Raw genomic sequence first — 24,248 nt, forward strand, 5'->3', positions numbered from 1 at the left:
CCGATCAGACTAGGCAAGCCCCGGAGCGCCCGCTACGCTCCGGCGGATGTCTTTGTCGATGATGCCTCTCGCGGTTGCCGCATACACCGCCACTTCCGCCATGGGCCACGGCCTGGCCGCCCAGCGCGAAACGCTGGAGAGCATGCGCAGCGGCCTGCGCCCCAACGATTTCAGCCGCGCGCCGCTGGCGTGCTGGATCGGTCGCGTCGATGGACTGGAGCAGGCCGCCCTGCCCGCCGAATACGCGCCGTGGGAATGCCGCAACAACCGGCTGGCCTGGCTGGGGCTGAATCAGGACGGCTTTCTTGCCCGCGTGCAGCAGGCACGGCAACGCCATGGCGCGAACCGCATCGGCCTGTTCGTGGGCACCTCCACCTCCAGCATCGGCGCCACCGAGGAGGCTTATCGGCGGCTCGACGCCGATGGCAATTTCCCTGCCGACATGCAGCGCCCGGCCATCCATGCGCCGCACTCGCTGGCGGCCTTCGTCGCTGCCGCGCTGGGGCTGGAAGGCCCCTGCCTCACCGTGTCCACTGCCTGTTCGTCCAGCGCCAAGGTGTTCGCCAGCGCGCAGCGGATGATCGCGCTGGGGCTGATCGATGCGGCCGTGGTGGGTGGCGTGGATACCTTGTGCGACAGCGTGCTGTTCGGCTTCAACGCGCTGGAGCTGGTGTCGACGCAACCGTGTCGTCCGTTCGACCTGACGCGCGACGGCATTTCGATCGGCGAGGCGGCGGGCTTTGCCTTGCTGCAGCGGGTGGAAGCGGCGCCGCAGGCACCGCGGCTGCTGGGCTACGGCGAGGCCAGCGACGCGCACCACATGTCCACGCCGCACCCGCAGGGGCTGGGCGCGGGGCTGGCGCTGCATGCGGCGCTGGCGCGGGCCGGGCTCGACGCGGCGCAGGTCGACTACATCAACCTGCACGGCACGGCCAGCCAGAAGAATGACGAGGTGGAGGCGGCACTGGTCAGCCGCACGTTCCCGGCCACCACGCGGGCCAGTTCCACCAAGGGTTTCACCGGCCACACGCTGGGCGCGTCCGGCATCCTGGAGGCCACCGTGGCGCTGCAGGCGATCGAACACGGCCTGGTCCCCGGCAATCTCGGTGGCGACACGCCGGACCCGGCCTGCGGCCCCAGTTTCGCCTGGCGCAACGAGCAGCAGCCGGTGCGGGTGGCGCTGAGCAATTCCTTCGGCTTCGGTGGCAACAACGCCTGCCTGGCGTTCGCGGCGGCGGGGTTTGCGGCATGAGCGCGCTGCGGATTCACGTCGAGGGCATGGGCCTGTGGTCGCCGCAACTGGGCGATTTCGACGCCTTGCGCCGCCTGCTCGATGGCGGCTCCCCGCCACCGCCGCCGGCGCGTCCGGCGGCGGCCATGATGGCGTCGAACGAGCGCCGTCGCGCACCGGAAAGCGTGCTGCTGGCGGTCGAGGTGGCCGGCCAGGCGGTGGCCATGAGCGGGCGCGTGGCGGCGACCCTGGCCTGCGTCTTCTCCTCGTCGCATGGCGAGCAGTCGATCACCGACTACATGTGCGCCACGCTGGCGCACTCGCCGACCGAACTGTCGCCGACCCGCTTCCACAACTCGGTGCACAACGCGCCGGTCGGTTACTGGACGATCGCGGTCGGTTGTCACGAGCCGTCCACCGCCGTGTGCGCGGATCGCGCCAGTTTCGGCGCCGGCCTGCTGGAGGCTGCCGGCCAGGTGCTGGCCGAGCAGCGGCCCGTCCTGCTGGTGTGCGCCGACACCGCCGGCAGCGGGCCGCTGGGCAAGCTCATCGGTGGTGAGCAGCCGTTCGCCTGCGCGCTGGTGCTGGCTCCCACGGCAGGCGCGGCGACGCGGGCGCGGCTCGATATCCGCTTGAACGCCGGCGCTGCGCCGACCGAGCTGGCGTCGCCGCTGAGTGGCTGGCGCGCGGGCAACGCATCGGCCGAAGCGCTGCCGTTGCTGGCCGCACTGGCCCGTGGCGCCGGCCGCTGCCAGCTGGCCGCCGGCCCTCAACTGGGCTTGCAGGTCGACACCGAGGCGGTCGCTTGAACACCCCGCGCTGGTGCGTGCTGATTCCCTGCCTCAATGAAGAGGCGGCCATCCAATCGGTGGTGGAATCCGTGCTGGCGCTGGGCGCGCCGGTGATCGTGATCGACGACGGCTCGGACGACCGCACACCGGAGATCGTGGCCGCGCTGCCGGTGACCTTGCTGCGCCACGCGCAACGCCGCGGCAAGGGTGAGGCCCTGCGGTGCGGCTTTCGCGAAGCACTGCGCCAGGGTTACGACGCCGTGGTGACGATGGATGGCGACGGCCAGCACTTGGCCAGCGACATCCCGCGCATCGCCGCCGCCGCCGCCCGCTACCCCGATCACATCGTGATCGGGGCGCGCCTGCTCGACAAGGATCAGCAGCCCAAGGGCCGCCGCCGCGCCAACGCCGTGGCCGACTGGGGCATCTCCTGGGCCTGCGCCCAGCCGGTGGCCGACACCCAGAGCGGACAGCGCTGGTATCCGCGCGCGGCGCTGGAACTGGTTGATCTGCCGGCGGAAAATTTTGTATTCGAGGCGGCCATCCTGATTGTCGCCTCGCGCGAGAAGAAGCTGGGCGTGGTCTCCGTGCCGATCGCTTCGCGCTACCATGGCCAGTTCCGACCCAGCCATTTCAGCCCGGTGCGCGATGTGGTGCGCATCACGGTTTACACCGTTGGCCGGGTCGTGCATTACGGCCATATCATGGCCAGCCATCGTCGATCGCGTGGTGCGCCGACGATCGTGCGGGACCAGCGGGGGGTTGTCTGACGAGGGGTTGTACGACCAGGGGTTACAGGTAGTTCCGGGGAGAAGGCAAGTGTTGTTGTTGCAGCTGGTCGTGATATTGACCGCGTCGAGGGCGTTGGCGTGGGTGTTGCGCTGGCTTGGCCAGCCGCGGGTGATCGGGGAAATGCTGGCCGGTCTGGCGCTGGGGCCGATATTGCTGGGCACCGTGGCGCCGGAGTGGCAGCAGTGGCTGTTCGCCGCCGATACGCTGCCCGCGCTGGATGCGCTGAGCCAGCTCGGCCTGGTGTTGTTCATGCTGATCGTGGGTGCCGAACTGCGCTTGCCGGCCGGCTCGCACCGCTCGCTGCGCGCCGCCGGCGCGGTCGGCGTGCTGGCCGTGCTGCTGCCGATGGCGCTGGGGCTGCTGATCGCCCCCAGCCTGCAGGCGCGCTTCGCCCCGCCCGGGGTCTCGTTCTGGGCGTTCGCGATGTTCCTGGCCGCGGCCATCGGCATCACCGCGATGCCGGTGCTGGCGCGCATCCTCAAGGACTCGCGTCGCACCTGCACGCCCGTGGGGCAGCTCGCCCTGGCCAGCGCCGCGGTGGCCGATGTGCTGGCCTGGCTGGCGCTGGCGTTTGCCATGGCGATGGCCTCGTCGAACGGCGACTGGACCCCGTTCCTGCGCGCGTCGATCGGCGTCGCCGCGATGATCTTCCTGTGCCTGGGCGTGCTGCGCCCGTGCCTGGCGTGGCTGTTGCGGCGCCATGCGCAGCAAGGCCATCCGGACAGCTACATGCTGGCGCTGCTGCTGATCGGCACGTTCGCCTGCGGCGCGCTGACCCACTGGATGCACCTGCACGCGGTATTCGGGGCCTTCCTGTTCGGCGTGGCCTTGCCGCGCAACGACGCGCTGCTGGCCAGCCTGATCCTGCGGCTGGAAAACATCACCGTGATGGCGCTGCTGCCGGTGTTCTTCGCGCTGGCCGGGCTCAGCACCACCGCCGCGGCGCTGGATTTCCAGGCGTTCGGCGCGCTGGCGTTGATCCTGCTGGTGGCGGCGTCCGGAAAACTGTTCGGCGGCGCCGTGGGCGCGCGGCTGGGCGGTTACCGCTGGCGCGACGCGTTTGCCGTGGGCTCGCTGATGAACGCCCGCGGCATGATGGAGCTGATCGTGCTGAAGGTCGGCCTGGATGCCGGGGTGATCGGGCCCCAGCTGTTCACCATCCTGCTGCTGATCGCCATCATCACCACGATGATGGCCACTCCGATGCTGGTGGCACTGGATCGTCGGCCCGCGCCAGCGCGGCCGGTGATCCCCGCCGACACCATCCAGCACGCCCCCCCACTGGAGTAGACATGACCGCCACCACGGACGGCCAAACCACACACGACGTCGTCATCCTGGGCGGGGGCCTTGCCGGTCTGACCCTGGCGCTGCAACTTCACGACCGGCTTCCCGAGCTTGATATCGTGGTGCTGGAACGCGCCACCCATCCGCTGCCGCTGGCCGCGCACAAGGTGGGCGAATCCACCGTCGACATCGGCGCGCATTACTTCGGCGAAACACTGGGCCTGCGCGATTACCTGCAGCGCGAACACATCCTGAAGTTCGGCCTGCGCTACTTCTTCACCCACGGCAGCAGCGAGATCGATGCCGTTGCCGAGCTGGGCGTCAGCGAGGTGTTCCCCGCCCCCAGCTACCAGCTGGACCGCGGCATCTTCGAGAATTTCCTGGGCGAGGAAGCGGTTCGCCGCGGCATCGATTTCCGCCAGGGCACCCGCGTGCGCGGCTTCGACCTGGGCAAGGATCGCGACGGCCATACCGTGCGCTGCAGCGACGCGGATGGCGACCACTCCCTGCACGCGCGCTGGCTGGTGGATGCGTCCGGCCGCGCCGGACTGGTGCGGCGGCGGCTGGAGCTCACGGTGGACAACGGCCACCACGTCAACGCCGCCTGGTTCCGTGTCGACGAACGGCTCAAGCCCGACGACTGGTCGGATGACGCGGACTGGTGCCGCCGCTGCACGCCGCCCGAACGCTGGCGCTCCACCAACCACCTGTGCGGCCCCGGCTACTGGGTGTGGCTGATTCCGCTGGCCTCGGGCGCGCATTCGGTCGGCATCGTGGCGGACGCGGCGATGCACCCGCTGGAGGAGTTCAACACCTTCGAACGCGCCCAGGCATGGCTGGCGCGCCATCAGCCGGCGGTGGCGCGCGAAGTGGCGCGGTGTGCCGACAAGCTGCTGGATTTCCGCTTCCTGCGCAATTATTCCTACGGCTGCTCGCAACTGTTCAGCGCCGACCGCTGGGCGCTGGCCGGCGAGGCCGGTGCGTTCCTCGATCCGTTCTATTCCCCCGGCAGCGACTTCATCGCCATCGGCAACACCTACATCTGCCAGCTGATCGCCGACGACCACGCCGGCCTGCCGCTGGCGCCGCGCGTGCGCAGCTACGAGCGGCTGTACCAGTCGTTCTACGACAGCATGCTGCAGATCTTCCGCGACCAGTACCCGTTGTTCGGCGACGTGACCGTGATGGCCGCCAAGATCATCTGGGACCACGCGTTCTACTGGGGCGTGCTGTGCCAGCTGGTGTTCCAGCAGCGGCTGGCCGACGTGGCACTGTTCGCCGACGTAGCGCCCGAACTGGCGCTGGCGCAGGAACTCAACCAGCGCATGCAGGCGTGCTTCCGCCAGTGGCACGAAACCACCACACCGCAAAACCCGCCGGTGATCTTCGACCAGCGCCAGCTGCCCTGGTTCGTGGCCCTCAACGAAGGCATGCACGACGTGCTGGACGATGCCGGCGTGCGCGAGCGGTTGCGTGAAAACGTGCGCCTGCTGCAAGGTTTGGCGGATGCGATGGCGGCACAGGCCGCCGCCAATGGTGCGGACGTGGATGACACACCGTCCGGCCAGCCGCAGCCGCTGGTGTTCATGGCGCCGGCTTGACTGGAAGTGTGTCGGCGCACGCTGATCCGCGAGCCCAACAACACCGCAACAAGCTCGCTCGGTGAGCCGAATGAGTCTGCCGTTCGGCTCACGACCCTGCCGAGACGCCACTTGCCCAATGGTGGCGAGTGCGGCTTCGAACACCGTATCAGCGCTGCCAGTGTCGGGCGCTGGCCAGGGTAATCCGGGGTCAGCGCTGGCACGGAAAAGTGCGGTTGCTCCGCCGGTTCGCAGAAAGTATCGTCGAGTCGGCGGTGGCCGAGGGGGCGAATCACCGACACAAGGATCAGAGCATTCCGGGATGGAGCCATTGCACCCCCCGTTGCCACGATGCCTTGAGCGGCTTACAACCGCGCAGCGCCCCCGATACCATGCGCCGCTTTTCGTTCGTATCAAACAGGGGAACTGCAACATGCGCAAGTTGATCTCGGTACTGTTATTCGCTCTCGCCATGCCGGCTATCGCCGCCACGGCGCTGGGCAACAAGGATGTCGTGGAAATGGTGAAGCTGGGTCTGGACCCCCAGGTGATCAGCGCGAAAATCGATGCCTCGACCAACGATTTCGACACCAGCCCGCAAGCGCTGGCCAAACTCAAGCATGACGGCGTGTCTCCCGCCCTGATCAGCCGCATGATCGGCGCGTCCAGCCCCACCCACAATGCCAGCGCCAACCAGGCCAGCGGAGACGAGATCCAGTTCGTGGATGCCAGTGGCAAACAAGTGGCGATCAACCCGGTGCGCGTTACCGCCGAGGCGTCTTACCGCAAGGCGTGGATTCCGTTCCATGTCGGCGGCCCGGAAACCTTCATGTTCGTGCAGGGCTTCCATGCGCCGCTGCGCACCTCGGCCACGCCCGAGTTCATCGCCAACATGGATCCGTTGATGGTGCGGCTGATCCATCTCGGCGAGAACAAGGACCACAAAGCTCGCTACGTCGTGTTCAGCGGCAGCAACACCGATCGCGAAGTCGAAGTCACCACGGAAAAACTCGGTAACGGCAACTACAGCATCAAGCCGGCCAAACCGCTGACCCCCGGTGAGGAGTACGCCTTCCTGGTGGTGTCGCAGATGCCTGTCGGTTACGGCTTCTGGACCTACTTCGCGCAGAACGCCGCCGCCGCCAAGGCCTACGACTTCGGCGTCGACTGAGTTTCAGCACCGTCACGACAAAGGGCGCTGCATCACTGCGGCGCCCTTTCTGTTTTCTGCGAATACCCGGCGGATCATGCGGGTGAGATTTCGGACGTGATCGGGCCCGCGTGGAGTCAGCCGGCAGCGTAGATCACGGCGGTGCGTCCCGTCGCCAGCAGGTGGCCGCGATGCTCGACGCGAAACGTGTACTGCGCGCCGCTGTCGTCGCTGTAGAGGCATTCGGCATGGACGTCCAGACGGCCATCCAGCTGATCGACATATTCCTCCTGCAACTGCATGTCGCGCAGGCTGACCAGCCGGCCGGGGCGGGCTTCCTCGACGCCGCGATCACGCGCCAGCAGCGCGCCGTGCACGGCCATCGCCTGGGCACCGTATTCGGCCAGATGCACGGCATGCAGGCCGTGTTCGTCGCGTAGCGGGTTGTCGGCGCGTGCGTGGCCGGCGCTGATCGCGTGAATGGTTTTTTCGTCCCACGCCAGCACGGCATCGAGCAGGCACATGCTGCCCGCGTGCGGAATCAGGTGCGACCAGTCAGCTTTCGGAAGCATGCGGCGCCATCAGGATGGATAGGCAGAAGTGAAACGCGACGCCCAGGCTCACGGTGAGCCCGATCGCGCGCAGCACCGGGATCGTGGCCCACGCCAGCATGCCGAACACCAGCAGTGCGGACAGTACGCAGACGATGGTGGCGTGCAGCGTGCGCCGCTGCTCGGCCGGGTCGCCGGTATCGCGTTCGAAGAACAGCGCGTAGTGCAGGCCGAGCCCACCGGCCAGGATCAGCGCCACCAGGTGGAACAGCGAGATCTCGATGCCGGCCATGCGCTCCACCGCCAGCACCAGGAAGGTGGCCAGCGTCATCGGTGCCAGCACGTGCCAGGCGCGGCGCACGCTGCGCAGGGCGAAGCTGATGGTCAGCACCAGCAGCACCGCCGCGGCCAGCAGCGCCTGCAGGATGCGCGTGCGGTAGTCGACCACCAGCGATTCGGACGCGGCCTTCAGATCGAGCAGGCGCACGCTGCCGTGGCTGCCTTCGCCCAGCGCCTGCAGCGCCGCCACATCATGCACGCCGCTGACCGTGCCCAGGCCCAGCCAATGGCCGTCGCGCGGCACCAGCATGGCGGCGAGGCGCTGGCCCAGCGGCGTCTGCGCGTAGCGTTCGGGCGTCAACGGCGGCAGCGTGCGCGCGGTCCGCACATCGTCGAGGAAGGGCTGGAACAGGTCGGCGCGGAACGGCAGGCCGTCGAGTGCTTCGGTGAGGTCGTGTTGCAGCGTGGCCTGGTCGGGCAACTTCTGCTGGCGCTCGCGCTGCAAGGCCACGGCGGGCAGGTAGCGCGAGGGCAGTTCCAGCGTGTCCACCGCATGCCTGGCCACCAGCGCATCGACGCGCGGCTGCAGCTGTTGCGACAGTTCCAGCACGCCTTGCGCGGTCGGCGCCTGCAATACCAGCAGGTAGCGCACGTCGGGCGCGCCCAGCGCCTGGCGCAGGCGCGCGTCGTGCTGCAGCATGCTTTGCGGCAACGGCGTCAGCGCGGCCAGGTTGTTTTGCCAGAACGGGCCGGGCGCCAGCGCCAGCATCGCCACGATCGCGGCGGCCACCAGCAGCGGCAGCCAGCGCGGCCGCGGCAGGCGATCCACGAACGCACGCGCGCGCACCAGCCAGCGCATGTCGGCCACGTCGCGCACCCGCCGCGGCAGCAGGTGCGGCAGCAGATAGCGCGTGCTGAAACCGGCCGCCAGCAGGCCCACGATGGTGAACACCGCCAACTGCTTCAGGCCGTTCACGCCCGAGGCGTAGAACGCCAGGTAGGCGATGCAGGCCGAGGCGATGGCGGTCAGCAGCAGCGGCCACAAAGCGCGCACGCTGTGCAGCGCATCCTCGCCCGCGCGGCGATGGCTGAGCACGCGGATCGGATACTCCTGTGCCACGCCCAGCAGGGTGAAACCGAACGCCAAAGTGATGCCATGCACGTCGGGGAAGGCCAGCGTCAGCGCCACGATGCCGGCCAGCGCGGCGCTGGCGATGGGCAGCGCCGACAGCAGCAGCGAGCCGATGCTGCGATACGCCAGCAGCAGCAGGGCGATGAAACCCACGGTGGAAATGCGCCCGATCCAGTCCGCCTGGTGCCGGGTCTGCGCGCCCACCACCACGCTGAAATAGCCCGGGCCGCTCAGTTCGAGCTTGGCGCCGGCGCTGCCGGGCAAGGCGTGGAACGCCTTTTCGATGCCATCGATGGCCTGCTGCTGGGCGCCGGGATCGAAGCCCGCGGCGACTGTCTGCACCAGCAGCAAGGCTTCGTCCTGCGCCGAGAACCACACGCCGTCGCGCACCTGCGGCGATTTGGCCGGCGCCCACATCTGGGCCAGTTTCAGCACCTCCAGCGTGGGATCGCGCGGCAGCAGGCCCTTCAGCAGGCTGGCCGCGGGTGAGGACAGCTCATCCAGCCGTTGCTGCAGCTGGTCGGCGAGGTAGGCCTCGTCCAGCGGCTGCGTATCCAGCGTGGGCGACAGCAGGTAACGGTACGGCAGCAGCGCCGGGTCCAGCGCGCCGGGATCGAAACTGCCATTGATGACCTGGCTGTAGCGCGGGTCGTTTTTCAGCGTCGCCACCAGCCCCTGGCTGAGTGCCGCCAGCTCCTCGTCGGAGCCGCCGGAAATCGCCAGCAGCAACAGCCGTGAGCCCGGGCCTTCACCCACCTGCTCCATCAGCAGCCGCTGGTCCGGCGTGGTCGGCGCGGGCATGAAACTGCGCAGGTCGGTGCTGATCTTCAGGCGCTGGCTGACCACCCAGCCCAGCCCGGCCAGCGCCAGCAACCACAGCACCAGCAGCGTGGTGCGCCCGCCCCCGCGCAGGCTCAAGGCGCCTCCCCGCACAGCGCCAGCAGCGATTCGCGGGTGGGTTGCGCCGGCATCCTCGCCGCCAGCGGGCCCAGCAGATCCACCGCCAGGTCGCCGTCGGCCTCGTGCATCTGCATGCAGCGCGACACGGTCGCGTAACCGTTGATGGTGATGGCGGCGATGGTGCGGGCGACCTTGGTGTCGCGCGGCACCAGGCTCAGCGTCCAGTGCGCGGCGGGGTCACCGTCGTGGCTGATCTTGAACACCTGTTGCAGGTGCGTCGGATCGCCGCTGAGCAAGGCCACGAAACTGTCCAGCAGCACCTGCAGTTGCGGTGCGCGGCTCAGCGAAAAATGGCGCGGCTTCTTGCCGGCGCGCTCCTGCGTCACCTCGCCGTCGGCGATGGTGAAGGTTTCGGCCTTGGGCTGCTCCACACGCCGTTGCAGCTTGTCGTCGCCCAGCCAGGCCAGCTCGCCGGAAATCACCAGCGGCCGGTCCAGCACCTGCATGAAGCGCGCTTCGGCGAAGGCGGTGTGCGCGGGTGCCGGTTGTCCCAGCGCGCTGATCAACGCCAGCGTGGCCGACGAGGCCGGCGCCGGTGCCGCTGCTTCAGACGCCGATATGTTCGCCGACCACAGCAGCAGGCTCGACATCATCACGAGCGTCTTGCCAGAAATCATAGAAGTTGAACCAGTTGTAGGGAGCGACATGGATGTAGTGTTCCACCCGCTGCGCATACCGGGCCATCAAGGTATCCAGCGCGGGCCCGCGGTTTTGTCGTGGAATCTCGACCTGGTCGGCGAACGGCTCGAACATCAGCCGATAGCGGTTGCCGCCCAGATAGAGACCGAAGCACAGTACCACCGGCACCTGCAGCGTATGCGCCAGCAGCCAGGGGCTGACCGGGAACGGCGCGGTCGAGCCCAGCAACGGGACACGACGCAACACCTCGTGGCCGCGGCCACGATCGGCCAGCATCGCCACCACCGCGCCTTGCTGGCAGGCTTCGGCCATCGCCAGCGCGATGCTGGTGCCGTCCTGTGCGGCATCGATCACGCAGCCGCCGATCTCCGGCGCCAGCGCTTCCAGCAGCTCGGTCATCGCGGGGGTTTTCTGCTTGTCCAGCACCACCCGCAGCGGCAGCTCCGGGCGCCGCCCGCCGATCGCCCGCAGCGCCTCGAAACTGCCCTGGTGCGAACCGAACAGCAGCACGCCACGACCCAGCGCCACGCGCTGCTCCAATTGTTCCAGGCCCACCACCTCGATCCGGAACGGCCGCTCGCCATGCGCCAGCAGGAACACCCGATCCATGATCGTGGCGGCAAAGCAGTGCAGATGTTTCATCACCTGCCATGGCGTGCCCGGCCGGCCGAACACGCGCTGCAGATAGTGCCGCGACGCCTGTCGCTCCGGCGCGCGGCGCAGGTAGAAGTAGACCGTGATCGGATACAGGCACAACCGGCCCAGCCGGCGGCCGCCGTACAGGGCGATATTGCGGATCAGCCACAGCGCGAAACGGCCGCCGCCCTCGGGGCGGCTCTGCCAGTTCCCGGTGTTGCTCATGCCGCGCCCTCGACGAGGCCGCGCGCCAGCACGGTGTCATCGCGGCGGATCTCGAAACGGACCCGCGCCTCGGCCGACGTCAGCCGTACCGTGGCCGCTTCGTCAGGCAGCAGCGGGGCCAGGAATTTCGCCTCCACCACCCGCGCCAGCCGCTGGCCGCGCCAGGCGCGCAAGGCCAGCGCCACCTGCTCCAGCAACACCACGCCAGGCACCAGCGGCTGGCCCGGAAAATGGCCTGGCAGCGCCGGATGCGTGGCATGGATGCGGAGAGGTTGTTCGAACGCGGTCATGATGTCGCCACACGCAAGGTCATGTCCGGCAGCGCAAACGCGCAGGCCGGACCATGCGCAAGGCATTCGCGGGGAAGCACGGCGTGACGGGAGAAAACGCCAGCAGGGCCGCAGCGTTCAGCTGACCTTGTGCTGCTCGACATGCGCGGAAAGCGTACGCAGGCTGGTGAAGATCTGCCGGTTGTCCGGGTTGTCCGAACGCAGCTGGAAACCGTAGCGCTTGGACACCGCCAGCGCGATTTCCAGTGCATCGATGGAATCGAGTCCCAGATCGCCGCCAAACAGCGGGGCATCGGGGTCGATCTGCGCGGGGGTGACCGTTTCGAGGTTCAGGCATTGCACGACCAACGTGGCCAATTCGTGTTGCGCCGCTGTCTGTTCCGCCATGCTTGATTCCGTACTCTAATGCATTGCCTCCCCCCGGGGGCATTGGGCGCGGAGTGTAACATAGCGCCCTTGCCTTACCCGGTTGTAACGAAGATGCAGGGATGTGAAAACCCACAGCGCGCGCCCTTGCGGCGCGCACCGCGAGTTTCCTACCGCGTGGCCGATGCCGAGGCTGCGCTGGCGGAAACCGGCACCTTGGCGTTGTTCGATTTCGGCGCGCGCGCGCGGCGCGATGACCCGCGCTGCCTGCAGGTGGCGCTGGAAAGTTTCGACGCGCCGTCAACGCTGGAGATCTGGCAGGTGGATGCGCCGGTGGAATCCGGCGTCGCCGGCGACCTGCGCTGGTCGGCCGGCGGCGGCTGGCTGTACGCCGCGATCGAGCTGGATGAGCGCGACCACGGCGGCCCGCAGGCCACCGCCGCCCGCGCCTACGAACAGTTGCGTGCGTTCGTCGGCCAGCGTGCCGAGCACCATGTGCTGCGCATCTGGAATTACATGGCCGCGATCAACCAGGGCGAGGGCGACGCCGAGCGTTACAAGCAGTTCTGCATCGGTCGCGCCGAGGGCATGGGCGATTTCTTCGCCGAAGGTTTTCCCGCCGCCACCGCCATCGGCCACCATGGCGAGGTGCCGCTGCTGCAGGTTTACCTGCTGGCCTGCGACCAGCCGGGCCAGCGAGTGGAAAACCCGCGCCAGGTCAGTGCCTGGCGCTACCCGCGCCAATACGGCAGCACGCCGCCCAGCTTCGCCCGCGCCATGAGCCTGCCGGCGCTGGACGCGCTGGCGATCTCCGGTACCGCCGCCGTGGTGGGCCACGCCTCGGCGCACCACGACGACCTCGATGCGCAGCTCGAGGAAACCCTGGTCAACCTCGAAGCCCTGCTGGCCAGCGCCGGCATGAGCGCCGGCTTCGACACCCAGTCGCCGCTGAAAGCCTATGTGCGGCACGGTGTCGATGCCGCACGCGTGAACGATTTCCTGCAGCAACGCCTGCCCGGCGTACCGGTGCTGGTGCTGCACGGCGACATCTGCCGCGGGGAGTTGCTGGTGGAAATCGACGGCTGGCGCTACGTATAGAGCCAGCCGTGCGTGCGAGAAGCGAGGAGTGAGAGAAGAGCCACGGCGCACCTCGGCGCCGCTCTTCACTCACTTCGCGCTTTCCGCTCAACCAGCGGCCGCCAGCTTGTCGCCGCAATGCGCGTCGTAAGCCGGATACAGGCGCACTTCCTCGCGCGTCCAGCGCTTGTTGAGCGTACCCATCAGCTTGCCGAAGCCGCGGGCGAATACCAGGTCGTCGTGCTCGCGTTCCATGCCGTCGAAGAAGGCCAGGATCTCGCGTGAGAGTTCCTGCATTTCGTTGGCGTATTCGTTGGCCAGCGGCTGGGTTTGCGGGTTGCCGCGCAGGGCGGGGTAGAGGTGGGTGTCTTCGTGATGCAGGTGGTCGACGATCAACTGTCGCGCCTTCTTCAGCTGGCGCTGGCCTTCCGGCGTGGAAATGCCGACGCGCCGCACCGAATCCAGCACGTCGCGCATTTGCGCGTGCTCGTTTCGGAGATTGACGATGAGGGTGGAGGACATGCGGTGACTCCGTCACTGGGGGAGCCCACAGCATGCTGGCCGGCCTGCGTGCCGGCACTGACCTGGATCACGGCGCCGCCGCCGGCCTCCCGCGCTCAGCGCGGCTGTTTCACCGGCCGCTTCCAGCCCGGCAACGTCAGCTGCCGGCCGCGCGCCACGGTGAGCTCGCCCTCGGGCGCATCGCGGGTGATCACCGAGCCGGCGCCGATGGTGGCCTGCGCACCGATCGTCACCGGCGCCACCAGCGAGCTGTTGGAGCCGATGAAGGCGCCGTCGCCGATGTGCGTCTGGAACTTGTTCACGCCGTCGTAGTTGCAGGTGATGGTGCCGGCGCCGATGTTGACGCCGCTGCCCACCACGCTGTCGCCGAGGTAGGTGAGATGGTTGGCCTTGCTGCCCTCGCCCAGGTGCGTCTTCTTGGTTTCCACGAAGTTGCCGATGTGCACGCCGGCATCCAGCTCGGTGCCGGGGCGCAGCCGCGCGAACGGGCCGATCGTGCAGGGGCCGTGGGTGACCACGCCGTCCAGGTCGCAATGTGCTTGCACCACGGTGCCGGCGGCCAGTTGCACGTTGTGCAGACGGCAGAACGGGCCGATGCGCACGCGGTCGCCCAACTGCACGCGGCCTTCCAGGATCACGTCGATATCCAGCTCCACGTCGCTGCCGGTTTCGACCGTGCCGCGCACGTCCAGGCGCAGCGGATCGGCCAGGCGCACGCCCTCGCGCATCAACGCTTCGGCAGCGCGGCGCCGGTAGGCGGCTTCCAGCGTGGACAACTGCAGCGAATCATTCGCGCCGGCCGCTTCCACCGGATCGTCGCATTCGACGCTGAGTGCCGGTTGGCCTTCCTGCGCGGCCATCCCGAAAATGTCGGTGAGGTAGTACTCGCCCTGGGCGTTGTTGCGGTCGAGCCGCCCGATCCAGCCGCGCAGCGCCTGCGCATCGGCCACCAGGATGCCGGTGTTGACCAGGTCTACCGCGCGCTGCTGCGCGTCGGCGTCCTTCTCCTCGACCACCGCCTGCACGCGGCTGGCGTCATCGCACAACACACGGCCGTAGCCGCGCGGCTGGGCCAGGCGCATGGTGAGCAGGCCCAGGGCGCTGCCGCTGTGCACCAGCCGCTGCAGCGTCTCGACGCGGGTCAGCGGCACGTCGCCATACAGCACCAACACGCGAGCACCATCCGGCACGCCGGCCAGCGCCTGCTCCACCGCGTGGCCGGTGCCCAGGCGCTCGGCCTGCAGCGCCCAGCGCAGGTCGGTCTGGTCGGCGAACGCGGCCTGCACCTGATCGCCGCCGTGACCGTGCACGATGTGGATCGCCGCCGGCTGCAACGCCCGCGCCGCGTTCACCACATGGGCCAGCAAGGGCTGGCCGGCCAGCGGCATCAGCACCTTGGGCCGGGCGGATTTCATTCGCGTGCCGGCGCCGGCGGCGAGGACGATCACATGCAGGGGCGGCGTTGCCATGGGTCACCTTGCAGTTCGGAAATCACGCAGGATAGCAGCGGCACGCGCCGCCACATCAGCGATGGCGCGCCCGTGGCAGCCTGCTGGCGGGTCGCTGGCACGGCACTGGCGTTGCAAACCGGCGACTATGCGGCACTCTGATCGCCGGCCGATGCCGGCAACGACAGGAACACCACGATGCAGATACAAGCGGATGGGGCACAGGTGCGGCGTTGGCGCGATGGACGCGGCTGGTCTCAGGAGCATCTGGCCGAAGTGGCCGGCATCAGCCTCAGAACGGTGCAGCGGATCGAGAACGGCGAGAAGGCGGCGCGTGAATCGGTCATGGCCCTGGCCGCCGCCTTTGGCGTGGACGTCATGGCATTGACGGTCGATGCGCAGGCCCAGGCCGCGCAGGCCACACGCGATGGAAAGGCGAAAGAGCTTGCGGCACTCCGCCTGTCCGTTCTCATCCATCTCGCCGGATATCTGTTCGGGATGATGGTGTTCGCCGGCATCGGCCTCGGCATGGGGGACGCCGCCATCATGAGATGGCCGACGATCTGGTGGACCGTGGCGATGGCTGGCCACGGCCTGGTGCTGGCCGTAGTGGAGCTGGTAACGCGTTACCAACGCGTGGAACGAGCCTAGCCATCCGCCGTTTTGCCGCGCGGGCTGGCGCGGGCGAGCCCGCGCCTCGCATCAGCCCTTGTCGTCGGGCGCAGGCTTCAGATCCTCCAGCTGCGGCGTGTAGGCCTTCACGAACGCATTGCGCAGCACGCCCACGATCGCCGCCCAGGTACCCAGCTTCTTGTCGTCGATACGCCCGCTGATCGGCACGCGGGTGGCGAACTGGTCCTTTGCGTGGTTCTTGAACAGCGAGGTGACGCCTTGCGCCACGGCCTCCCAGGCCACGCGCAGCGGGTTCTTCTTGTCCTGTTCCACGTCCTGCTGCCAGCTGAAGATCCTGACCCCGTGCAGCAGCGGTTTGGCGTAGCCGTCGAGTTGCCCGTTGCGCGCCTCCAGTTGCATCACGAAATCGCCGTTGCCGCCGGCGAAATCCAGCTTGGCGTAGGCGCGGGCGAAATCGTTGAGGCGGGTCAACTGGATGTCCTTGATGCGCAGTTCCACGCCGAAATCGCCGCTGCGCTCGAGCGGATCGATGCTGGCCTTGACCTGCAGCGGCGCGTCCTGCAGCACCTTGGCGGTGGCCTGCAAGGTGGCCACGCGACGGCCCTGGCGACGGTCGGCATTGGTGAGGTTGACGACGGTGCCGTTCACGTCGGTCATCTTCATGTCCACCCGCGGGTGCGAGGTGAAGTTGTGGAAGGTGACCGTGCTGTCGTGCACCGCCAGCTCGTCCAGCCGGATCGGCACCAGCATCTCCAACTGGTCCCGCCAGTTCACGCCCTTGCCGGACTGGCCGCTGGCGCTGCCGTCGCCATCGACGAAATTCAACGATGCGCGGGTGAATGCCACCTTGCCGCGCAGGCGGCCATGGGTCAGCGCGCGCCAGCTGATCGCGATATCGGTGTGGGCGGCATCGAACAGCGGCACCGGCACCTTGCCGCTGACCTTGACCACTTTCAGCTGCTCGATGCCGTAGGCGCCGCGCCACAGGTGGATGTCCACATCGGCCAGCTGGCCGTGGTAATCGCCCATCCGGTCCATGCGCTGGTTGAGATAGCTTTTCACCGCATACGGCAATGCCAGCCGCGCCACCACCAGCACCGCAACCACCACGAGCAGCCAGCCGACGGAGCGGCGATATCGGAATTTCATGGGCGATCCTCTGGGGATTCCGGCCGAGTATGCGATCGCGGATGTGGGCGCAATGTGGGCGGCGGACCCCTGTGGGAGCGACTTCAGTCGCGATGCTTCTGCTCTGGGCTTCAAAGAAAGAGCATCGCGACTGAAGTCGCTCCCACAGCGCGTCGGGCCGCTTGGCATTAAACTGCCAGGGTGCGGCGCCGCGCGCCGCTTCCGTTCCGCTGAAAGGCCTCCCCATGCCGCAACTTTCCGTCGTCGTACCCGTCTTCAACGAGCGCGACAACATTCCGCCCCTGCTGGCCGAGATTGCCACCGCGTTGCGCGGCAAGCTGGCGTTCGAGGTCATCTACATCGACGACGACTCCAGCGACGACAGCCGCGCGGTGCTGGCGGCGCAGAAGGCGCTGTACCCGGAGTTGCGCGTGCTGCATCACGTCACCCGCAGCGGCCAGAGCACGGCGGTGTGGAACGGTGTGCGGGCGGCGCAGGCGCCGTGGATCGCCACGCTGGACGGCGATGGCCAGAACGATCCGGCCGACATCCCCAAATTGCTGGCCGCGCGGGATGCCGCGGCGGCCGACGTGCGGCTGTTCGCCGGCTGGCGCACCACCCGGCGCGACAGTTTCAACAAGCGCATCTCCTCGAAGATCGCCAACGCGGTGCGCTCGCGCATGCTGCGCGACGCCACGCCGGACACCGGCTGCGGGCTGAAGCTGTTCGAGCGCGAGGTATTCCTGCGCCTGCCCTATTTCGACCACATGCACCGCTACCTGCCCGCGCTGGTGAAGCGCGCCGGCTTCCAGATCCAGAGCGTGCCGGTGGGTCATCGACCGCGCACGGCGGGCGTTTCCAAGTACGGCATGCTGGACCGGCTGTGGGTGGGTCTGGCCGACCTGCGCGGCGTGGCCTGGCTGATGCGCCGCGGCAAGGTCACCGCGGTCGAGGAACTGTAACCGCCGCCAGCGTGCGGCCAGCGGAGGTTGTCATGGGCATCGCCATCAAACGCGTCTACGAGGCGCCCGCCGAGGGCGACGGTTACCGCGTGTTGATCGATCGCCTGTGGCCGCGCGGGCTGAAGAAGGAGGCGGTGCCGATGGATGTCTGGGCGAAGGAGCTGGCCCCGTCCACCGAACTGCGCAAGTGGTTTGGCCATGACCCGGCGCTGTGGGACGAATTTCGCCAGCGCTACGCGGCCGAGCTGGCCGAGTCGGCCGACGTCTGGCAAGCGCTCGCGCGGCGATCCGCAAAGGAGCCGGTGACTTTGTTGTACGGCGCGCGCGATGAGGAGCACAACGACGCGGTGGCGCTGAAGGCGCTGATGGAGCAGTGGCTGCGCCGGCACCAGCCGCGCTGAGGCCGGCGTCAGGGATTGCGCACCGGCGCCCCGCCGCGGTGCCAGTTGGCGAGCGCCTCGCGGGCTTGTTCGTGGCCGCGCTCGATCAGTTCGCTGGCGCGGTAGAACTCGTACGCGCTGGCCATGTTGCGTGGCAGCTGGATCAGCAGATCCGGCTCGTAGGCGGCCAGCCGCAGGCGCGACAGGTTTGCCTGCATCAGATCCATCGATTGCGTCAGCAGCTCGAACGCGCTGGGCACCGCCGGGCGGGCTTCGTTGTGCGGGATCATGCGGCCGATGAAATCGCCGATGCGCTGGCGGTAGCCGTTGCCCCCGCGCGGGGCTTCCACCGGCATCTCCACCGGCGTGGCGACCATGGCCGGGCCGTCCACACTGACGGCCACCAGGTAATCGGCCACTTCGCGGATCAGCGGCGTCACCGGCACCGGGTTGAGCAGCGCGCCGTCGATCAGACGCCGGCCGTCGAGGGTGTACGGGCGAAACACGGTGGGGATCGCGATCGACGCGCGGATGGCGTCGAACAGGCTGCCACGACTGAGCCACACCTCGCGCCCACGGTCCAGGTCGGTGGCCACCGCGGTGAAGGTCAGCGGCAGCTCCTCGATCAGCGTATCGCCGACCAGGGCGCGCAGCGTCTCGATGATCTTTTCGCCCTTGATCAGGCCGCCGCCGGAGAACGTCCAGTCCACCAGCCGCAGCACGTCGAGCCTGGCCAGCGCGCTGACCCAGTCGGCGTACACATCGAGCTTGCCCATCGCATGGATGCCACCGATCAGCGCGCCCATCGAGCTGCCGGCGATGGCCACGATCTCGAAGCCCTGCGCCTCGATCTCGCGGATCACCCCGATATGCGCCAGGCCCTTCGCACCGCCGGCACCCAGCGCCAGCGCAATGGTGGGTTTGCGGTCGGGGGAGGGCGTGGGCAAGGCGTCGGTCATGGCTTCGTCGAAGGGGTCCGGGTCATCACGATACGTTGGCACCAGCGTGTGTTGAAGTCCACGCATTCTGGAACCGGCAAGGTGTTTGTCCCATGATGCGGGGCGTGAATGACGACAAACCAATCGCCCGCACTATCGTCGGGCGCCGGATGTCTTGCGCCGCGAAATCGCGCCCGTGTTGCGCGGGGGTTCGCCGGTGAGCTGGCAGGCATGGGCCACGGTCGCGATCATCGTGGGCGCGATGGCGCTGTTCGTCAGCGAGAAGGTACGCATCGACCTGGTGGCGCTGCTGGTGCTCGGATCGCTGGTGGTGCTGGGCATCGTGACGCCGGTGCAGGCCTTGTCCGGCTTCAGCAACGAGGCCACGGTGACGGTGGCGGCGATGTTCGCGCTGAGCCTGGGCATCGAGCGCTCCGGCGTGCTCGATCCGCTGACCCGCCTGCTGATGAAGATCCGCAAGCCATGGCTTCTGACCCTGGCCATGATGCTGGCGATCGCGCCGCTGGGCGCCTTCGTGAAGAACATCGCGCTGGTGGCCACCTTCCTGCCGCTGGCGCTGCGTGTGTGCCAGCGCACGGGCACCTCACCGGCGCGCGTGTTGATGCCGATGGCCTATGCCGCACAGATGGGCGGCGTGTGCACCCTGATCGGCACCTCGTCCAATCTGCTGACTGACAGCCTGGCGCAGAAACACGGCATGGCGGGCTTTGGCGTGTTCGAGTTCACCCAACTGGGCGCGGTGCTGGCGGTGGTGGGCATCACCTACCTGATGGTGATCGGGCGGCACCTGTTGCCCAAGCATATCGATGCCACCATGCCGCAAGGTGCCGACATCGGCAAATACGTCACCGAGCTGGAAGTGGGGGAGGAATCGCCCTTGCTGGATACCGCCATTGCCGACGCGAAGCTGGGCGAGACGTTCGGCGTCTATCCACTGGAATTGCTGCGTGGCGAACGCCGCATGTGGTCGCCGCGCGAGCAGAAGCTGCAGGCGGGCGATGTCCTGCTGGTGCGCGGCGACTGGGAAAAGATCGAGGAGTTCCAGCGCAAGAACAAGCTGGAGAACGCACCCGAGCGGCGCTACGCGAAAGAAGGCGAGCAGCCGCGCGTGCTGGCCGAGATCATGGTGGCACCGGCCAGCCTGGTGGAGGACCGGCGCCTGGCCGAGATCGGCCTGGATTGGCGTTACCGCGCCACGGTGTTGGCGTTGCACCGCCGGGGTGAAGTGCTGCGCGACAAGCTCAGCGTCACCCGCCTGGCGGTAGGCGACGTGCTGATGGTGCTGGTCGATGAAGACGCCATGCCCAAGCTGCGCAATGACGAGGCTTTCATCGTGCTGAACGAACGCGACGACGCCCGCGGCATGTCGCGCAAGGCGATCGTGGCCGCGGCGATCATGGCCGCCGTGGTGGTGGTGTCCGGCCTGCACTGGCTGCCGATTCCCATCGCCGCCATATGCGGCGCGGTGGCGATGGCGCTGACCGGATGCTTTGGCCGTAAAGACGTCTACGAGGGCATGGACTGGAAGATCATCGTGCTGCTCGGCGCGATCCTGCCGCTGGGGCTGGCTATCGAGAACACCGGGCTGTCCACCGTGGTGGTGCAAGGCGCGATGGAGCTGGTGGGCGGACACGGCCCGCTGGCCGCGCTGCTGATGGTCTACCTGCTCACCGCGCTGCTGACCGAGCTGATGGGCCACAACCCGTCGGTGGTGCTGATGGTGGGCATCGCGATCACCGTGGCGCACGCGGTGCACGCTGATCCGCGTCCGTTCGTGGTGGCGGTGGCATTCGCCGCGGCCACCTCGTTCGCCACGCCCGTCGGCTACCCCACCAACACCATGGTCTATTACGCCGGCGGCTACCGCTTCACCGACTTCATGAAAGTGGGCATTCCGCTGATCGCCATTTTCTGCGCGATGTCGATGTGGCTGATACCGGTGTTCTGGCCGTTTTATCCGCCCCAATAAGGCAGCGCGCTCTTTGCTTTTGCTCCCTCTCCCCTTGGGGAGAGGGTTGGGGAGAGGGGGACACGCCGCGTCGTACTTTTGACAAAGCGTTCCTTCGATCGGCCTTTGGCAAGCACCGAACCCTCACCTCAATCCTCTCCCGAAGGGAGAGGAGGCAACCGTGCCGTGCGGGTTCGCTTCTTCGTGCGGCCGGTCTGGATGAGGTCGGTCGCCGGGATGGGGCTTCATCTATGCCTGGGCGTATCCGCCCAGGGCCAGCTGCAGCAGGATCTTCATCTCCTCGCGCAGCGACATCGGTGCCACCACCTCGGCATCGGGGCCGTACTTGAGTACGTCCATCAGCAGTTCCTTCGAGTTGGAATACGGCACTTTCAACTCGTAGCGGCCGTCCGGCAGCCATTCGCCTTTTTGTTGCGAGTGCCAGTGCTCGTCGGCGACCCAGCGGGCGGCGTGGGCGGAAAAGCGCAGGGTGGCCCAGGCTTTGGGCTTGCCGGCGAAGATGCCGTAGCTGGAGGCGAGCAGGTCGTTGAGGTCGCCTTCGCTGACGTCGATCGCCGGCTGTTCCAGCGCCTGCGCCTCGGCGATGCGGTCCACGGCGAAGCTGCGCAGCGCCTCGCGGTCGTGATCCCACACGTCGAGGTACCAGTTGTCGCGGTAGTGGGTCAGCCGCTGCGGTGACACGGTGCGGTGGCTGTCGGCATTGGTGGTGCGCGCGCGATAGCGGAAGCGCAGTTGCCGCCGCCGCAGGACGGCGCCGGCCACGGTGCGGAACACCTGCTGATCCAGCCGGCGCTCGCCCCAGGGGATCACTCGAATGCGCTCCAGCGGCAAGGCGGTGCCGCTGCCCTGGTCGGTGAGCAGCCCTTCGATGCGCGCCTTGAACGGTGCCAGCGCGCCGGCCAGCACGCCCGGCCCGCTGCGGCCCATCAGCTCGTTCAGGGCCAGCAACGCAGCCAGTTCGTCGGAGGTGAGCCACAGGCCCGGCAGCTCGAAACGCTCGCCTTCGCCCAGCGCGTAGCGGAACGCGGCCGAATCGCCGCCGGCGCTTTCGATCGGCGCGCCCAGCGCATCGCGCAGAAACGCCACGTCGCGATACAGCGTGGCGCGGGAGCATTCCAGCTCACCCAGCAGGCGCGGCAACGGGATCGGGTAATGCGCCGATTTCAACATGCGATGCAGGGTGAGTATGCGTTCGTAGCGGTCCATGACGCGGGTCCAGGCTGGGTTGGAATGCAGGCGTTGTAGCACGGGCGGCGTGTGTGATGCGGTCGCCGGGACACACCGGGACGCATGCCGTATCCTGAGCGTTCGATGCCTTGACTGACTTTCGTTCATGCCACCGATCTCCTCCTCGCCCGACGCCGCGCCGGCCAACGACGCGAACGGCAGCCAAGCCGCGCGGGCGGTTACCCATGTGGCGGCGCCGTTCTGGCGCGTGCTGGCCACGAGCGGCTACGGCCTGTGGGCGTGGCTGGGGATGGCGTTGGTGTTGGGGCGTCCGGATGGCCGCAGCGGAACGCTGGTGCCGCTGGCGGCCGGGCTGGTGCTGGCCGGGTTCGGCCTGGTGCTGGCCTGCCTGCCGGGGCGCGGTGCCGCGCACGACTGGTATGGCTGGCAGCCGTATCGCGACAGCCGACCCACGCGGGCGGCGTTGCTGGCGTTTGTCACCTACCTGCCGATGCTTGCCGTGGCCGGCCTGGCCCGGGGTGACAACGATTTCTGGGCGACGCGCCTGGCCGGTGCGGCGCTGGCGCTTTGCAGCCTGGCCAGCCTCGCCTACAACCATTACGACCATCGTCGCCGCTGGTTGCGGCCGGCGCCGCCGCCGTCGTCACAGCAGTTTCCGCTGCGCCGGGTGCTTTTTGCCGGCTATGCCGGTGGCTTGTGCCTGTGGGCCATCACGGTGGCGCAAGGCCAGCAGGGCTCGCCGTTCCTGGGCATGCCGTGGCTGGCGGTGTTGCTGGGGCTGGCGGTGGTGACGTGGGTGACGGAAGCCGGCGCCTGGCGCTCGCTGGGGCGTCGCCGCCCCGCGCGCACCGCGGCATTGCGCTCGGCCCGGTGGGTGTCGACGTTGCTGGTTTACGCCGTCCCGGCGCTGGCAATCATGCTGGCCATGTGGATCCACACGCCGCTGCTGGCCGCCGCCGTTGCGGCACCCAGTTGCCTGCTGGGGCGCTGGCTGGAACAGCGCCAGTTTGCCGCCGTGCGCCGGAATGACATCATCCGCTGAGTTTGCCGGCGCCATTCATAGCAAGTTCAATGCGGCCGGTTATCGTAGTAACTCACTTTTAATTAACAAATGGATCGCTCCCCGGATGAAAAAGACCTTGATGGCCAGCGCGCTGCTGGCGGCGTGTGCCAGTTTCGGCGTGCAGGCGCAAAGCGCGCCCAACAACGGCGGCTGGAGCGGTTCGGGCGAGTTCGGTTTCGCGTCCTCCACCGGTAACTCGCGTTCGGAGAACCTCAACGCCAAGCTCGGCCTGAACCAGGAAAACGACCAGTGGAAGAACAGCTTCTTCGTCGATGGCCTGCGCTCGAAGAGCCAGCAGACGATCGAGGACGAAGCCGGCAACACGATCAAGCAATTCAACACCACCGCCAACCGTTACGACGGTGGCGCGTCGGTGGGCTACAAGCTTGATCCGCGCAGCTACATCGTGGGCGCGGCGCGTTACGAGCATGACGATTTCGGCGCCAACCTGTGGCAGGGCATCGTCTCGCTCGGCTACGGCTACATCGCGTTGAAAGACGAGCGCAACGAGCTCTCGTTCGAAGTCGGCCCCGGTTACAAGCGTTACCGCCCGGCTGACACCCACATCATCGTCGACAACGAAAGCGTGGCCGTCCGCCAGCCCACCGAGAGCGAGATGGTCGGTCGCGGCCTGGTCAACTACAAGTACAAGCTCACCGAGAACACCTCGTTCGACGACACGCTGCTGGTCGAAGCGGGCTCCAAGAACACCTACCTGCAGAACGACGCGGGGCTGGCCGTCAGCATGACCAAGAAGCTGGCGCTGAAAGTCGGCTTCCAGGTGCGCCACAACACCGACGTGTTGCCGGGCACCAAGAACACCGACACGCTCACCACCACCAACCTGGTCTACAGCTTCTGAGCTGATGCCACCGGTGCGCCGCATCGACGGCCCTTTCGCGCAAGCGGGAGGGCCGTCGTCGTTGGAGCGGTCGCCTTGTTCCGACCCCCAGCGCGCAGGGGCGGGCCAGAAGTGCCAGGCTTTGCTCCCTCCCCTGCGCGCAGGGGAG

24 protein-coding genes are annotated in these 24,248 nt (G+C 68.0%); 13 read left to right on the forward strand and 11 right to left on the reverse strand.

The window, feature by feature from the left end:
• Nucleotides 1-58 precede the first annotated feature (58 nt).
• From UU9_RS14490 to UU9_RS14515, 6 genes are all read left to right on the forward strand, one after another.
• Nucleotides 59-1,252, forward strand: a complete 1,194-nt coding sequence (locus UU9_RS14490) for a beta-ketoacyl-[acyl-carrier-protein] synthase family protein (RefSeq protein WP_040671105.1) — start codon at nt 59-61, stop codon at nt 1,250-1,252.
• The gene (locus tag UU9_RS14495) at nt 1,249-2,040 is read left to right on the forward strand and encodes a beta-ketoacyl synthase chain length factor (RefSeq protein ID WP_007082519.1); all 792 of its coding nucleotides are present in this window, start codon (nt 1,249-1,251) and stop codon (nt 2,038-2,040) included. Before UU9_RS14490 ends, UU9_RS14495 begins: the two co-directional genes overlap by 4 nt.
• Nucleotides 2,037-2,792, forward strand: coding sequence for a glycosyltransferase family 2 protein (locus UU9_RS14500; protein ID WP_007082520.1), 756 nt, complete (start codon nt 2,037-2,039; stop codon nt 2,790-2,792). The genes UU9_RS14495 and UU9_RS14500 overlap by 4 nt, the downstream gene beginning before the upstream one ends.
• Nucleotides 2,793-2,841: 49 nt before the next feature.
• Entirely contained in the window at nt 2,842-4,104 is a 1,263-nt protein-coding gene (locus tag UU9_RS14505; protein ID WP_007082521.1) for a cation:proton antiporter domain-containing protein, read from the forward strand.
• A gap of 2 nt (nt 4,105-4,106) precedes the next feature.
• On the forward strand, nt 4,107-5,702 hold the full coding sequence (locus tag UU9_RS14510) for an NAD(P)/FAD-dependent oxidoreductase (RefSeq protein ID WP_007082522.1): 1,596 nt from the start codon (nt 4,107-4,109) through the stop codon (nt 5,700-5,702).
• 412 nt (nt 5,703-6,114) lie between these two features.
• Nucleotides 6,115-6,852 (forward strand): hypothetical protein, encoded by a 738-nt coding sequence (locus UU9_RS14515; protein WP_007082523.1) that lies wholly within the window; start codon nt 6,115-6,117, stop codon nt 6,850-6,852.
• A gap of 116 nt (nt 6,853-6,968) precedes the next feature.
• Here UU9_RS14515 and UU9_RS14520 read toward each other — a convergent pair whose 3' ends face one another.
• From UU9_RS14520 to UU9_RS14545, 6 genes are all read right to left on the reverse strand, one after another.
• Nucleotides 6,969-7,403, reverse strand: coding sequence for a hotdog family protein (locus UU9_RS14520; protein ID WP_007082524.1), 435 nt, complete (start codon nt 7,401-7,403; stop codon nt 6,969-6,971).
• On the reverse strand, nt 7,387-9,705 hold the full coding sequence (locus UU9_RS14525; protein WP_193385312.1) for an MMPL family transporter: 2,319 nt from the start codon (nt 9,703-9,705) through the stop codon (nt 7,387-7,389). The genes UU9_RS14520 and UU9_RS14525 overlap by 17 nt, the downstream gene beginning before the upstream one ends.
• A 2-nt stretch (nt 9,706-9,707) precedes the next feature.
• Nucleotides 9,708-10,346, reverse strand: a complete 639-nt coding sequence (locus UU9_RS14530; protein WP_237710296.1) for a LolA-related protein — start codon at nt 10,344-10,346, stop codon at nt 9,708-9,710.
• Nucleotides 10,300-11,253: a lysophospholipid acyltransferase family protein gene (locus tag UU9_RS14535; protein ID WP_007082527.1), complete on the reverse strand. Its 954-nt coding sequence runs from the start codon at nt 11,251-11,253 to the stop codon at nt 10,300-10,302. Before UU9_RS14535 ends, UU9_RS14530 begins: the two co-directional genes overlap by 47 nt.
• Nucleotides 11,250-11,543: an ApeI family dehydratase gene (locus UU9_RS14540; protein WP_007082528.1), complete on the reverse strand. Its 294-nt coding sequence runs from the start codon at nt 11,541-11,543 to the stop codon at nt 11,250-11,252. Before UU9_RS14540 ends, UU9_RS14535 begins: the two co-directional genes overlap by 4 nt.
• Before the next feature lie 117 nt (nt 11,544-11,660).
• A complete protein-coding gene (locus UU9_RS14545) occupies nt 11,661-11,930 on the reverse strand; it encodes a phosphopantetheine-binding protein (protein WP_007082529.1) in 270 nt (89 codons plus the stop codon).
• 93 nt (nt 11,931-12,023) lie between these two features.
• Here UU9_RS14545 and UU9_RS14550 point away from each other — a divergent pair, with 93 nt between their 5' ends.
• Nucleotides 12,024-13,007, forward strand: coding sequence for a chorismate transformation FkbO/Hyg5 family protein (locus UU9_RS14550; protein ID WP_040671107.1), 984 nt, complete (start codon nt 12,024-12,026; stop codon nt 13,005-13,007).
• A gap of 87 nt (nt 13,008-13,094) precedes the next feature.
• On the opposite strand, the gene UU9_RS14555 is transcribed toward UU9_RS14550, so the two are convergent.
• The gene (locus UU9_RS14555) at nt 13,095-13,508 is read right to left on the reverse strand and encodes a hemerythrin domain-containing protein (protein WP_007082531.1); all 414 of its coding nucleotides are present in this window, start codon (nt 13,506-13,508) and stop codon (nt 13,095-13,097) included.
• Between the two features lie 95 nt (nt 13,509-13,603).
• The gene (gene glmU, locus UU9_RS14560; RefSeq protein ID WP_007082532.1) at nt 13,604-14,977 is read right to left on the reverse strand and encodes a bifunctional UDP-N-acetylglucosamine diphosphorylase/glucosamine-1-phosphate N-acetyltransferase GlmU; all 1,374 of its coding nucleotides are present in this window, start codon (nt 14,975-14,977) and stop codon (nt 13,604-13,606) included.
• Nucleotides 14,978-15,154: 177 nt separating this feature from the next.
• On the opposite strand from glmU, the gene UU9_RS14565 reads away from it, so the two are divergent.
• Nucleotides 15,155-15,607, forward strand: coding sequence for a helix-turn-helix domain-containing protein (locus tag UU9_RS14565; protein WP_007082533.1), 453 nt, complete (start codon nt 15,155-15,157; stop codon nt 15,605-15,607).
• A gap of 51 nt (nt 15,608-15,658) precedes the next feature.
• Here the strand turns inward: UU9_RS14565 and UU9_RS14570 are convergent, their stop codons facing one another.
• Nucleotides 15,659-16,738, reverse strand: a complete 1,080-nt coding sequence (locus tag UU9_RS14570; RefSeq protein WP_007082534.1) for a DUF748 domain-containing protein — start codon at nt 16,736-16,738, stop codon at nt 15,659-15,661.
• Nucleotides 16,739-16,962: 224 nt separating this feature from the next.
• Here UU9_RS14570 and UU9_RS14575 point away from each other — a divergent pair, with 224 nt between their 5' ends.
• Entirely contained in the window at nt 16,963-17,679 is a 717-nt protein-coding gene (locus tag UU9_RS14575) for a glycosyltransferase (protein WP_007082535.1), read from the forward strand.
• 32 nt (nt 17,680-17,711) lie between these two features.
• Nucleotides 17,712-18,080 (forward strand): DUF488 domain-containing protein, encoded by a 369-nt coding sequence (locus tag UU9_RS14580; RefSeq protein ID WP_007082536.1) that lies wholly within the window; start codon nt 17,712-17,714, stop codon nt 18,078-18,080.
• Between the two features lie 8 nt (nt 18,081-18,088).
• On the opposite strand, the gene UU9_RS14585 is transcribed toward UU9_RS14580, so the two are convergent.
• Nucleotides 18,089-19,084 carry a patatin-like phospholipase family protein gene (locus UU9_RS14585; protein ID WP_007082537.1) on the reverse strand — a complete coding sequence of 332 codons (996 nt, stop codon included), beginning with the start codon at nt 19,082-19,084 and terminating at the stop codon, nt 18,089-18,091.
• Nucleotides 19,085-19,172: 88 nt separating this feature from the next.
• Between UU9_RS14585 and UU9_RS14590 the strand changes: the two genes are divergently transcribed.
• The gene (locus UU9_RS14590; RefSeq protein ID WP_007082538.1) at nt 19,173-20,987 is read left to right on the forward strand and encodes an SLC13 family permease; all 1,815 of its coding nucleotides are present in this window, start codon (nt 19,173-19,175) and stop codon (nt 20,985-20,987) included.
• Between the two features lie 228 nt (nt 20,988-21,215).
• Here UU9_RS14590 and UU9_RS14595 read toward each other — a convergent pair whose 3' ends face one another.
• Nucleotides 21,216-22,193, reverse strand: coding sequence for a helix-turn-helix transcriptional regulator (locus tag UU9_RS14595; RefSeq protein ID WP_007082539.1), 978 nt, complete (start codon nt 22,191-22,193; stop codon nt 21,216-21,218).
• A 127-nt stretch (nt 22,194-22,320) separates the two neighbouring features.
• On the opposite strand from UU9_RS14595, the gene UU9_RS14600 reads away from it, so the two are divergent.
• Entirely contained in the window at nt 22,321-23,217 is an 897-nt protein-coding gene (locus UU9_RS14600; RefSeq protein WP_007082540.1) for a hypothetical protein, read from the forward strand.
• An 85-nt stretch (nt 23,218-23,302) separates the two neighbouring features.
• Nucleotides 23,303-24,100 (forward strand): DUF481 domain-containing protein, encoded by a 798-nt coding sequence (locus tag UU9_RS14605; protein ID WP_007082541.1) that lies wholly within the window; start codon nt 23,303-23,305, stop codon nt 24,098-24,100.
• Nucleotides 24,101-24,248 lie beyond the last annotated feature (148 nt).

The sequence above is a fragment of the Rhodanobacter fulvus Jip2 genome, from assembly GCF_000264315.1.
GTDB classification, from domain to species: domain Bacteria; phylum Pseudomonadota; class Gammaproteobacteria; order Xanthomonadales; family Rhodanobacteraceae; genus Rhodanobacter; species Rhodanobacter fulvus.

Excerpts from the sequence above, each read along its gene's own strand:
- UU9_RS14490 (WP_040671105.1), top strand. The coding sequence starts at position 59 with ATGATGCCTCTCGCGGTTGCCGCATACACCGCCACTTCCGCCATGGGC.
- UU9_RS14495 (WP_007082519.1), top strand. The coding sequence starts at position 1,249 with ATGAGCGCGCTGCGGATTCACGTCGAGGGCATGGGCCTGTGGTCGCCG.
- UU9_RS14510 (WP_007082522.1), top strand. The coding sequence starts at position 4,107 with ATGACCGCCACCACGGACGGCCAAACCACACACGACGTCGTCATCCTG.
- UU9_RS14515 (WP_007082523.1), top strand. The coding sequence starts at position 6,115 with ATGCGCAAGTTGATCTCGGTACTGTTATTCGCTCTCGCCATGCCGGCT.
- UU9_RS14520 (WP_007082524.1), bottom strand. The coding sequence starts at position 7,403 with ATGCTTCCGAAAGCTGACTGGTCGCACCTGATTCCGCACGCGGGCAGC.
- UU9_RS14530 (WP_237710296.1), bottom strand. The coding sequence starts at position 10,346 with ATGATGTCGAGCCTGCTGCTGTGGTCGGCGAACATATCGGCGTCTGAA.
- UU9_RS14535 (WP_007082527.1), bottom strand. The coding sequence starts at position 11,253 with ATGAGCAACACCGGGAACTGGCAGAGCCGCCCCGAGGGCGGCGGCCGT.
- UU9_RS14540 (WP_007082528.1), bottom strand. The coding sequence starts at position 11,543 with ATGACCGCGTTCGAACAACCTCTCCGCATCCATGCCACGCATCCGGCG.
- UU9_RS14545 (WP_007082529.1), bottom strand. The coding sequence starts at position 11,930 with ATGGCGGAACAGACAGCGGCGCAACACGAATTGGCCACGTTGGTCGTG.
- UU9_RS14550 (WP_040671107.1), top strand. The coding sequence starts at position 12,024 with ATGCAGGGATGTGAAAACCCACAGCGCGCGCCCTTGCGGCGCGCACCG.
- UU9_RS14555 (WP_007082531.1), bottom strand. The coding sequence starts at position 13,508 with ATGTCCTCCACCCTCATCGTCAATCTCCGAAACGAGCACGCGCAAATG.
- glmU (WP_007082532.1), bottom strand. The coding sequence starts at position 14,977 with ATGGCAACGCCGCCCCTGCATGTGATCGTCCTCGCCGCCGGCGCCGGC.
- UU9_RS14565 (WP_007082533.1), top strand. The coding sequence starts at position 15,155 with ATGCAGATACAAGCGGATGGGGCACAGGTGCGGCGTTGGCGCGATGGA.
- UU9_RS14570 (WP_007082534.1), bottom strand. The coding sequence starts at position 16,738 with ATGAAATTCCGATATCGCCGCTCCGTCGGCTGGCTGCTCGTGGTGGTT.
- UU9_RS14575 (WP_007082535.1), top strand. The coding sequence starts at position 16,963 with ATGCCGCAACTTTCCGTCGTCGTACCCGTCTTCAACGAGCGCGACAAC.
- UU9_RS14580 (WP_007082536.1), top strand. The coding sequence starts at position 17,712 with ATGGGCATCGCCATCAAACGCGTCTACGAGGCGCCCGCCGAGGGCGAC.
- UU9_RS14585 (WP_007082537.1), bottom strand. The coding sequence starts at position 19,084 with ATGCGTGGACTTCAACACACGCTGGTGCCAACGTATCGTGATGACCCG.
- UU9_RS14595 (WP_007082539.1), bottom strand. The coding sequence starts at position 22,193 with ATGGACCGCTACGAACGCATACTCACCCTGCATCGCATGTTGAAATCG.
- UU9_RS14600 (WP_007082540.1), top strand. The coding sequence starts at position 22,321 with ATGCCACCGATCTCCTCCTCGCCCGACGCCGCGCCGGCCAACGACGCG.
- UU9_RS14605 (WP_007082541.1), top strand. The coding sequence starts at position 23,303 with ATGAAAAAGACCTTGATGGCCAGCGCGCTGCTGGCGGCGTGTGCCAGT.